Genomic DNA, 9,311 nt, shown 5'->3' on the forward strand with positions numbered 1-9,311 from the left:
CGGCGGCAGCGGCGGCGGGTCCGCTCCCGCGGGCGGCGCCGCCGTCGGCGCCTGATTCGTCTTCTCCGGTCGCGGTGCCGTCATGCGGCACCGCGACCGCGCTATGGTGAGCGCAAGCGGCGCACGTGGCGCCGTCACCTCGCAGTCAAGAAAGGCGTATCGTGCATATCCTCGATGCCGTCACCACCGGATATGAGTACCAGGGCTTCTGGGGCTCCTTCTGGGACATCATCTGGTGGTTCCTCTGGATCTTCTTCTTCATGGCGTACCTGTTCGCGCTGTTCGCCGTCATCGGCGACCTGTTCCGCGACCACAAGCTGAACGGCTGGTGGAAGGCGGTCTGGATCATCTTCCTGATCTTCGTGCCGTTCCTGACGCTGCTCGTCTACCTCATCGCACGCGGCAACGGCATGGCCAAGCGCAGCGCGAAGCAGGCCTCCGAGCTGCAGAGCGCCCAGGACGCCTACATCAAGTCCGTCGCGGGCTCGGGCGGCGCCAGCGCTGCCGATGAGATCGCCAAGGCCAAGGGTCTGCTCGACGCGGGCACGATCACGCAGGCCGAGTACGACGCTCTGAAGGCCAAGGCGCTGAGCTGATCAGCCGGTCCTGATCAGCACCGGCCTGTCGGCCGAACCCTGATCACCTGAACCGCGGCACGCACCGCCAGGAAACGCCTCTGTCCGCCCTCACGGGTAGACAGGGGCGTTTCCGGTCGCCCGCTCGATGATGCGCGCGACCATGTCGTCGGTCGTGGTGTTCTCGCCCGGCTGGTTGGGTTTGCCCAGGCCGTGGTAGTCGCTCGAGCCGGTGACGATGAGGTCGCGCTCGCGGCAGAGGTCGCGCAGCGTGGTGAGGGCAGGATCCCGGTTCTCGCGGTGTCCGAGTTCGAAGCCGGCGAGGCCGGCGTCCAGCATCCGCTCCATCAGGCGCCCCGGCAGCAGACCCGCCCGCCCGGCGGGGTGGGCGATGACGGGCACTCCCCCGGCGCCGGCGACGAGCCGCACGGCGGTCACCGGGTCGGGTGCGTACAGCGCGACGTAGTAGTCGCCGCCCGGGTTGAGGATTCCGGCGAAGGCCTCGGCGCGGTCGCGCACGAGACCGCGGGCCACGAGTGCATCGGCGATGTGCGGCCGCCCGACGGTCGCCCCGTCGCTCGTCTGCTCGAGGATGTCGTCCCACACGAGGTCGTAGTCGCGAGAGATCCGGTCGGCCATGAGCCGGGCGCGATCCAGCCGCGACGAGCGGATGCGGGTGGTCTCGGCACGCAGCGCCGGCTCGTCGGGATCCGGCAGGTACGCCAGCACGTGGACGCTGCGCCATTCGTGGCGGGCCGAGAGCTCCATGCCGGCGATGAAGGTCATGCCGAGCGACGTCGCGGCGTCGGCGGCCTCCGCCCATCCCGAAGTCGTGTCGTGGTCGGTGAGGGCCGCCGTCCGCACCCCGTATCGATGCGCGGATGCCATCACCTCCGCCGGAGGCTGCGTGCCGTCGGAGTTCGCGGAGTGCAGATGCAGATCGCTCGGGCCTTCGAAGCGCTGTGCCCCCGCGTTCCGGGGCTCCGCGTGCCGCGTCGGCGACACGTGGAGCGGGCGTCGGGACGATCCGGGCATCCTCCGAGCGTAGCGCGGGCGCTAACCCGCGCCACGCCCGGTGCGCTGACGGATCTCCCAGCCTGCTCGCATAGAGTCGCGGTCGTGCTTCGCCTGCTCGGGATCCTCGTGACCGTGCTGTGCGCGATCGCCGCAGCGGTGCTCACGTTCCCCGGCTTCTTCCGTGTCGAGCGCATCTACCCGATCGCCCAGATCGTGTCGTTCCGCGGCGTCCTCGCACTCGCGTTCGCCGCGGTCGCGCTGCTCGCGCTGCTCCTCGCGATCGTGCGGCCGCTGCGACCGTTGGCCTTCTCGATCGCGCTCGTCGCCGGGGTCGCGACGGTCGCGAACGTGGCGGTGCTGTCGGCCCGCGGCGGCCTCGGCACCGACCCGCTGCCGGCCAAGACCGAGTCCAGCGTCCGGGTGATGACGTGGAACACGGCCGGCCCGGCGACGCCGCCCGAGACCATCGCGAAGATCGCCGTCGCGATGGATGCCGACATCGTGGCCCTGCCGGAGACCACCATCGAGACGGGTGAGAGCGTCGCGCTCGCGATGCGCGACCTCGGCCACCGGATGTGGGCCCACCACGCCTCGGATCCGTCCACGGAATGGGATGCCGGGTCCACGACGCTGCTGATCTCGCCCGACCTGGGCGACTACGCGGTCATCGAGTCCTCCCTCGACGGCACCAGCAACACCTCCACTGTGCCGAGCGCCGTCGCGATGCCCGTCTCGGGCGACGGCCCCATCGTGGTCGCCGTGCACGCAGTCGCCCCCCGGCCGAGCTACATGCAGAGCTGGCGCGACGACCTGCAGTGGCTGGCAGACCAGTGCGGCGACGGCAACGTGATCATGGCCGGCGACTTCAACGCGACCGTCGACCACATGACGGGTCTAGGGCTCGACGGGGCCACCCTCGGCCACTGCACCGACGCCGCCGTCGAGACCGGCAACGGCGCCCTGGGCACCTGGTCGGCCGATATGCCGGCCGTCCTCGGCACGCCCATCGACCACGTGATGGCCACCCCCCAGTGGCGTGCATCGGGGTCGCTGGTGCTGCGGTCGCTCGACGAGTCCGGGTCCGACCATCGCCCGCTGATCGTCCAGTACGAGCCGGCCGGCTGAACCTGTCTCGCACCCGCTCGCGCGTGCGAGACTGGGACGCATGAGCAGCGCAGCCAGCGAGCAGTCCACCGGCGCCACGAGCACCACGGAGACCGCCACACCGCCGTCGACCAGCACCAACCGGCGCCAGCCGTTCGGTCAGGGCTTCCTCGACACGATCTCCACCGGATGGGCGGAGCGCCCCGACACCGCACCCCCGGCGCGCCCGCAGGCGCCCTTCGCAGCGCGGCGTCGCGACGCGGTCTCGGCCGCGTTCCCCGGTAAGCGCCTGGTCATCCCGGCCGGTGAGCTGAAGCAGCGCAGCAACGACACCGACTACCCCTTCCGCGCGCACTCGGCGTTCTCGCACCTCACGGGGTGGGCGTCGGATTCCGAGCCCGGTGCCGTGCTGGTGTTCGAGCCGCGGTCCTCGGGCGGCCACGACGTCACGCTGTACTTCCGCGAGCGCGCCGACCGCACGACGAGCGAGTTCTACTCGGATGCCTCGATCGGCGAGTTCTGGATCGGTCCCCGGCCCGCGCTGGCCGGCGTCGCTGCCGATCTCGCCCTCGCGACCGCGCACATCGACGACTTCGAGTCCGGCGACGGCGATGTCGTCCTCGACGAGGACGACGACCTCACGCGGCTCGTGTCGGAGCTGCGGCTCGTCAAGGACGCGTACGAGATCGGACAGATGGAGCTCGCCGTGCAGGTGACCGCCTCGGGCTTCGACGACATCGTCGCGAACCTGCCCGCCATCGTCGAGCACCCCCGCGGCGAGCGCGTCGTGGAGGGCGTGTTCCATCAGCGGGCCCGCAGCGACGGCAACGCGGTCGGCTACGACACGATCGCGGCATCCGGTCCCCACGCGTGCTACCTCCACTGGACGCGCAACGACGGCGCCGTGGTGCCGGGCGATCTCATCCTGATCGACGCCGGCGTCGAGGTCGACAGCCTGTACACCGCCGACATCACGCGCACGCTTCCGGTGAGCGGCCGCTTCACCGATGTGCAGCGCAAGGTCTACGAGACGGTGCGCGAAGCGGCGGACGCCGCCTTCGCCGCGGCCCGCCCGGGTGTGAAGTTCCGCTCCGTGCACGAAGCAGCCATGCAGGTCATCGCGGCACGGGTCGCCGAATGGGGCCTGCTGCCGGTGACTGCCGAGGAAGCGCTGGATGCCGACAGCGGCGGCCACCACCGCCGCTACATGGTGCACGGCACCAGCCACCACCTGGGCATCGACGTGCACGACTGCGCACAGGCCCGCCGTGACATGTACTACGACGGCGTCCTCGAGGCGGGTATGGTCTTCACGATCGAACCGGGGCTCTACTTCCAGATCGACGATCTCACCGTTCCCGAGGAGTACCGGGGCATCGGCGTGCGCATCGAGGACGACATCCTGATGACCGCCGACGGCCCCGTCAACCTGTCGTCCGCCATCCCGCGGACCGCGGACGAGGTCGAGGCCTGGATCGCGGCCGGCGGGCGCTGAGCCCGTGGCCTACACCGCTCCGGCGTCGTTCACGACGCGCCCGACACTGACCGGGACGTTCGGCATGTCGGCGTCCACCCACTGGCTTGCGACGGCCACGGCCCAGGCGGTGCTGGAGCGCGGTGGCAACGCCTTCGACGCGTCGGTCGCCGCGGCCTTCGTGCTCCACGTGGTCGAACCGCACCTCAACGGCCCCGGCGGCGACCTCGTCGCGATCTTCCAGCAGGCGGACGCCACCACCCCGACGGTGCTCATGGGCCAGGGGCCCGCGCCCGCGGGTGCGACGATCGCGCACTACCGCGATGAGGGTCTCGACCTCGTACCCGGTGCCGGCGGCCTCGCCGCGGCGGTGCCCGGGGCGGTCGACGCCTGGCTGCTGCTGCTGCGCGACCACGGGACGTGGGAGCTCACCGACGTCCTCGCCTACGCGATCGGCTACGCCCGCGACGGGCACCCGCTGGTGGCGGGCGCCGCCGCGACCATCGCGCGGGTGGCCGAGCTGTTCCGGGATGACTGGCCCACGTCGGCCGAGTTGTGGATGCCGGACGGAGAACCTCCCGCCGCCGGGCGGGTCATGCGCAATCCGGCGTACGCCGCCGTCCTCGACGGGCTGGTGCACGCGTCGTGCACCGTGCGCGACGACGGTCCGGTGGGGCGCGCCGCCCGCATCGACGCCGCACGCCGGGAGTGGAAGACCGGGATCGTGGCGCACGAGGCGTCGGCTTTCCTCGCGCAGCCGCATCGGCACTCGGGCGGCGGCGCCCACGCGGGCGTCATCACAGCCGACGACTTCGCCGGCTTCGACGCGCGCTACGAACCGGCCGTGACGCGGGAGTTCCGCGGGCACACGATCGCGAAGGCGGGCGCCTGGACGCAGGGGCCGGCGCTGCTGCAGACGCTCGGTCTGCTCGAGCCTCTCGCCGACGACCTCCTCGATCCGTCGCAGGAGGCCGGCGCGCACACGATCCTCGAGGCGCAGAAGCTCGCCTACGCCGACCGCGACGGCTGGTTCGGCGATGACGACGTCGACCTCGACGTGCTGCTGTCCGCCGACTATCTCGACGCGCGACGCGCCCTGATCACCGAGACCGCCTCGGCGGAGTTCCGGCCCGGCTCGCTGCCGGGGCGCACGGCGTTCCGCCCACCGCTGCGCACGACCTACGACGCGCCGGCGCTCGGCACCGGGGAGCCGACCGTGGCGCCTGCTGAGCCGAGGGTGTCGTCGTCCGGTGAGACGCGCGGCGACACGTGTCATCTCGACGTCATCGACCGCTGGGGCAATATCGTCTCGGCGACCCCGTCGGGCGGCTGGCTGCAGTCGTCGCCGACGATTCCGGCGCTGGGGTTCTGCCTGGGCACGCGCCTGCAGATGACCTGGCTCGAGCCCGGGCATCCGTCCTCGCTCGTGCCGGGACGGCGTCCTCGCACCACGCTCACGCCGACGCTCGTCCTGCGCGGCGGTGTGCCGGAGTTCGCAATCGGCTCCCCCGGCGGTGACCAGCAGGACCAGTGGCAGCTGCTGGCGCTCCTGCGGATCATCGTCGGCGGCTACTCGCCGCAGCAGGCGATCGACGCCCCCGCGCTGCACACGACCTCGCTGCCCGAGTCGTTCTGGCCGCGCACGTGGACGCCCGCCGGCGCCGTCGTCGAGAACCGCCTGGGCGACGCCCTGATCGAAGGCCTCGAGCGCCGGGGACACGTCGTGACGCGCGCCGGCGACTGGGCGCTCGGCCGGGTGTCGGCCGTGGGACGGGATGCCGCCGCCGGCGTCGTCTGGGGCGCCGCCAATCCTCGCGGCATGCAGGGGTACGCCGCCGGTCGATAGGTCCTGCGCCGGCGTTTCGCCGCCACGCCGGTCTCGTCAGGCGGCGGCTCGCACCTGCGGGCCGACGTAGCGCGCCGACGGCCGGATGATCTTCGGGTCCCGCGCCTGCTCGAGGACGTGCGCGGTCCATCCGATGGTGCGGGCGACCGCGAAGGTCGGCGTGAACATCGATCGCGGCAGCCCGCATCGCTCCATGACCAGCGCCGCCCAGAACTCCACGTTCGCATGCAGGTCGCGGCCGGGCTTGGCCTCCGCGAGCAGCCGTTCGGCCGTCTCCTGGAATCGCACCGCCAGCTCGACGCGCGGACCGCCGGTCCGCAGCGCGACGCGCTTCATCAGCTCGGCCCGCGGATCCGCCGTCCGGTACACGGCATGACCGAATCCCATCAGGCGCCTCCCGGCCGCGAGTTCGCCGCGGATCCACGGCTCGATGCGGTCGGGGCTCCTCACGGCGTCCAGCCCGTCGAGCGCACGCGACGGCGCCCCGCCGTGCAGCGGTCCGGTCAGGGCGCCGAGGGCGCCGACCAGACACGCCGCCGCATCCGCTCCCGTCGAGGCGATGACCCGCGCGGTGAACGTCGACGCGTTGAAGCCGTGGTCCATGACGGCGATGAGATAGGCGGTGAGCGCGCGCTCGGTCTCCTCGTCGGGCTCGGCGCCGGTCACCTGGTGCAGGTAGTTCGCGACGATGCCCCGGCCGTCGAGCGCCGGCAGCGCCGCCTCCCCGCGGCCCCGACGCCAGAGCGCCCCGACGAGCACGGGCGTCGACGCGCCGAACGCGATCGCGTCGTCGAGGCGCTGGTCCTCGTCGAGGTCGTAGAGCGGACGGATGCCGCGCCGCGTGCCGAGCAGCGGCCAGGCCGCAGCGAGGCCGGCGAGCACCTCGGGCGTCGCCGATGCGACCGCGTCGACCACGGCGTCGATGTCATCACTGCGGCTCGCCGCGGCGGCGACCCGGGCGGTGAAGGCGGCGCGGGACGCGCCTGTCGCCGTCTCGCCCGTCACGAGCAGCTGCCACGCGTCCTCGAACGTCGCCGAGGCCGCCAGCTCGATCGCCGAGCGGTCCCGGTACTGGTAGAAGCCCTCGGCGCCGCGGACATCGCTCACGGTCGTCTCGGCCACGACGACGCCGGCGAGACCTCGCGGGACGTCCCTCGTGGCGGACTGTGTCATCGTGCTCATGTCGGCTCCTTGTCGTTCCCGGCCGTCCGTCCGGGTGTCGGGCGGGCGATTGCCGCTACAGTCAGTGTCGGAACTTGATCATGCTTTCGTCAATCTTGATCGGATCAATATCATGAGCGATCTCCCCCGCCTCACCGCTGTGGAGGCGGCCGCACGACTGGGCGTCAAACCGGAGTCGCTATACGCCTACGTGTCACGGGGACTCCTCTCGCGCGAGCGGGATGCCGCCGGCTCGTCGTTCGATCCGCTCGAGGTCGAGGCGTTCGCGCGACGGCGCCGCCGTTCGCCCGGCGCCGCGCCGGGAGCCGCTGCTCCGGGGACTCCACTCATGGTGCTCGACACGAGCCTCGCCCACATCGACGACGACGAACTGCACTACCGGGAGCGGTCGGCCGCGCGCCTCGCACGCGAGCAGTCGTTCGAAGAGGTCGTGACCTGGCTCTGGGATGTGCCGTCGCTGCGGGGTCCATCGGACGACGACCTCGCCGTGGCGCGCCGGACGATCGCGGCCCTGGGTGAGACCGCCTCGTCGCTGGATCGCGTGCTGGTCGCCGTCACGGCACTGGGCGCCACCGATCCCCTGCGCGACGACCCGGACCCGTCACAGCTCATCCGCGTCGGTGCGCGACTGCTCACCGGCCTTCCCGCGTCTCTCACGCCGAAGGGTGACGCCGACGCGATCGCTCCCACGCTGTGGCGTGCGCTGGCCAGGTCCGACGATGCGCACGGACCGCGCCTGCTCGACGCCGCGCTCGTCCTCGTGATCGACCACGACCTCGCCGTCTCGACGCTCGCCGCGCGCATCGCCGCCTCGGCACGGGCCTCCGGCTATGCCGTCGTCACGGCCGCACTGGGCGCGTTCGACGCGCCCTTGCACGGCACGGCGAGCCGCGCCGCCGTACGCATGCTGCGCGCCGTGCAGGAGGGCGACCCGGCCCCGACGGCGATCGCCCGCGCGGTGCGCGACGGCGGGCGCGGCATCCCCGGGTTCGGGCAGGCGCTGTATTTCGGCGGCGACATGCGGGCTGCCGTTCTGCTGGAACTGCTGCGGGAGACGCCCGGCGCCGCCGAGGTGATGGCGGCCGTCGACGCGGTCGCCGGTGAAGTGGCGCGTCGCGCCGACGCACGACCGAACCTCGATCTCGCCCTCGCGGCGCTCGCGCTCTGGGCCCCGATGCCCGACGATGCCGGCGCCGTCGTCTTCGCCGTCGGCCGCATCGCCGGCTGGATCACCCACGCGCTCGACGAGTACGACGAGCGCCCGATGCGGCTGCGACCCCGGGGGCGCTACGTGGGTCCTGCCCCGGAGTGAACCCCGCGCATCCACGCGACGACCAGCGGGACGAGGTCGGCGGCGACCTCCGCCGGCGGACGCTTCCTGCCCTTGACCTCGAAGGAGTGGCCGCCGCCCTCGATCCACGCGATCTCGGCCTCCCGGCACGTGGCGACCGCCGCGTCCAGCTGGTCATGCGGATCGATGAAGGGATCGTTGGTGCCCTCGACGAACAGCTGCGGCTGCAGCACATCCGGCAGGTGCGCGGTGCGGGGCTTGTCGGGACTCCCCGGCGGGTGGAGCGGATAGCCCAGGTAGACCAGCCCCGACGGATCGATCACCCCTTCCGCGGCAGCCATCGACGCCATGCGTCCGCCGTACGACTTGCCCATCGCGAACACGGGTGCCCCGTCCGCGCCCTCGACCAGGGCGGCATGCACGGCGGCCCACGTCGCGACGGCGTGGGCGGCGGGACCGGGCATCCGTCGTCCAGCCTCGACGTAGGGGAAGTTGAACCGCAGCGTGGCGACACCTTCGCACGCGAGCGCGTCGGCGAAGCCGATCAGGAACGGATGCCGGTAGCCGGCGCCGGCGCCGTGCGCGAGGGCGACGAACGCCCAGGGCGCCGCCGGCGTCACGAGGTCGGCCGAGATGTCGGCGCTTCCGTTCGGGAGCGCGACGGCGATCCGTGAGGATTCCCCGCCTGCGCTCATGCGCGCTCGCTGTCGCCGGCGCGCGACTCCTTCGACGCGTCGACGCCGACGGCGTCGTGCTCGGAGCCGTCGGCCGGGTCTGCGGGGGCGCCGTCCGCTGCGGCGGCGTCCGCCGGCGTGCCGGAAA

The 9,311-nt window shown here is 72.4% G+C and carries 8 protein-coding genes; 5 read left to right on the forward strand and 3 right to left on the reverse strand.

What is annotated here, in order from left to right:
- The first annotated feature begins 161 nt into the window (after positions 1–161).
- Complete coding sequence (locus tag VIP82_RS21300; RefSeq protein ID WP_331912336.1) at positions 162–596, forward strand: SHOCT domain-containing protein; 435 nt, start codon at positions 162–164, stop codon at positions 594–596.
- 90 nt (positions 597–686) lie between these two features.
- Here VIP82_RS21300 and VIP82_RS21305 read toward each other — a convergent pair whose 3' ends face one another.
- Positions 687–1,610: a PHP domain-containing protein gene (locus VIP82_RS21305; RefSeq protein WP_331912338.1), complete on the reverse strand. Its 924-nt coding sequence runs from the start codon at positions 1,608–1,610 to the stop codon at positions 687–689.
- Between the two features lie 84 nt (positions 1,611–1,694).
- Between VIP82_RS21305 and VIP82_RS21310 the strand changes: the two genes are divergently transcribed.
- From VIP82_RS21310 to VIP82_RS21320, 3 genes are read left to right on the forward strand one after another with little or no spacing between them, the layout of a single operon-like run.
- Entirely contained in the window at positions 1,695–2,717 is a 1,023-nt protein-coding gene (locus VIP82_RS21310) for an endonuclease/exonuclease/phosphatase family protein (RefSeq protein WP_331912340.1), read from the forward strand.
- A 40-nt stretch (positions 2,718–2,757) separates the two neighbouring features.
- Positions 2,758–4,191 (forward strand): aminopeptidase P family protein, encoded by a 1,434-nt coding sequence (locus VIP82_RS21315; RefSeq protein ID WP_331912342.1) that lies wholly within the window; start codon positions 2,758–2,760, stop codon positions 4,189–4,191.
- 4 nt (positions 4,192–4,195) lie between these two features.
- On the forward strand, positions 4,196–6,016 hold the full coding sequence (locus VIP82_RS21320; protein ID WP_331912344.1) for a gamma-glutamyltransferase family protein: 1,821 nt from the start codon (positions 4,196–4,198) through the stop codon (positions 6,014–6,016).
- A gap of 36 nt (positions 6,017–6,052) precedes the next feature.
- Here VIP82_RS21320 and VIP82_RS21325 read toward each other — a convergent pair whose 3' ends face one another.
- A complete protein-coding gene (locus tag VIP82_RS21325) occupies positions 6,053–7,198 on the reverse strand; it encodes a citrate/2-methylcitrate synthase (RefSeq protein WP_331912346.1) in 1,146 nt (381 codons plus the stop codon).
- Positions 7,199–7,310: 112 nt separating this feature from the next.
- On the opposite strand from VIP82_RS21325, the gene VIP82_RS21330 reads away from it, so the two are divergent.
- Complete coding sequence (locus VIP82_RS21330; protein WP_331912348.1) at positions 7,311–8,510, forward strand: citrate/2-methylcitrate synthase; 1,200 nt, start codon at positions 7,311–7,313, stop codon at positions 8,508–8,510.
- On the opposite strand, the gene VIP82_RS21335 is transcribed toward VIP82_RS21330, so the two are convergent.
- A complete protein-coding gene (locus VIP82_RS21335; protein WP_331912350.1) occupies positions 8,486–9,184 on the reverse strand; it encodes an alpha/beta hydrolase family protein in 699 nt (232 codons plus the stop codon). The two genes, VIP82_RS21330 and VIP82_RS21335, sit on opposite strands and share 25 nt — an antisense overlap.
- Between the last annotated feature and the right edge of the window lie 127 nt (positions 9,185–9,311).

Source organism: Microbacterium sp. (assembly GCF_036566905.1).
GTDB lineage: Bacteria > Actinomycetota > Actinomycetes > Actinomycetales > Microbacteriaceae > Microbacterium.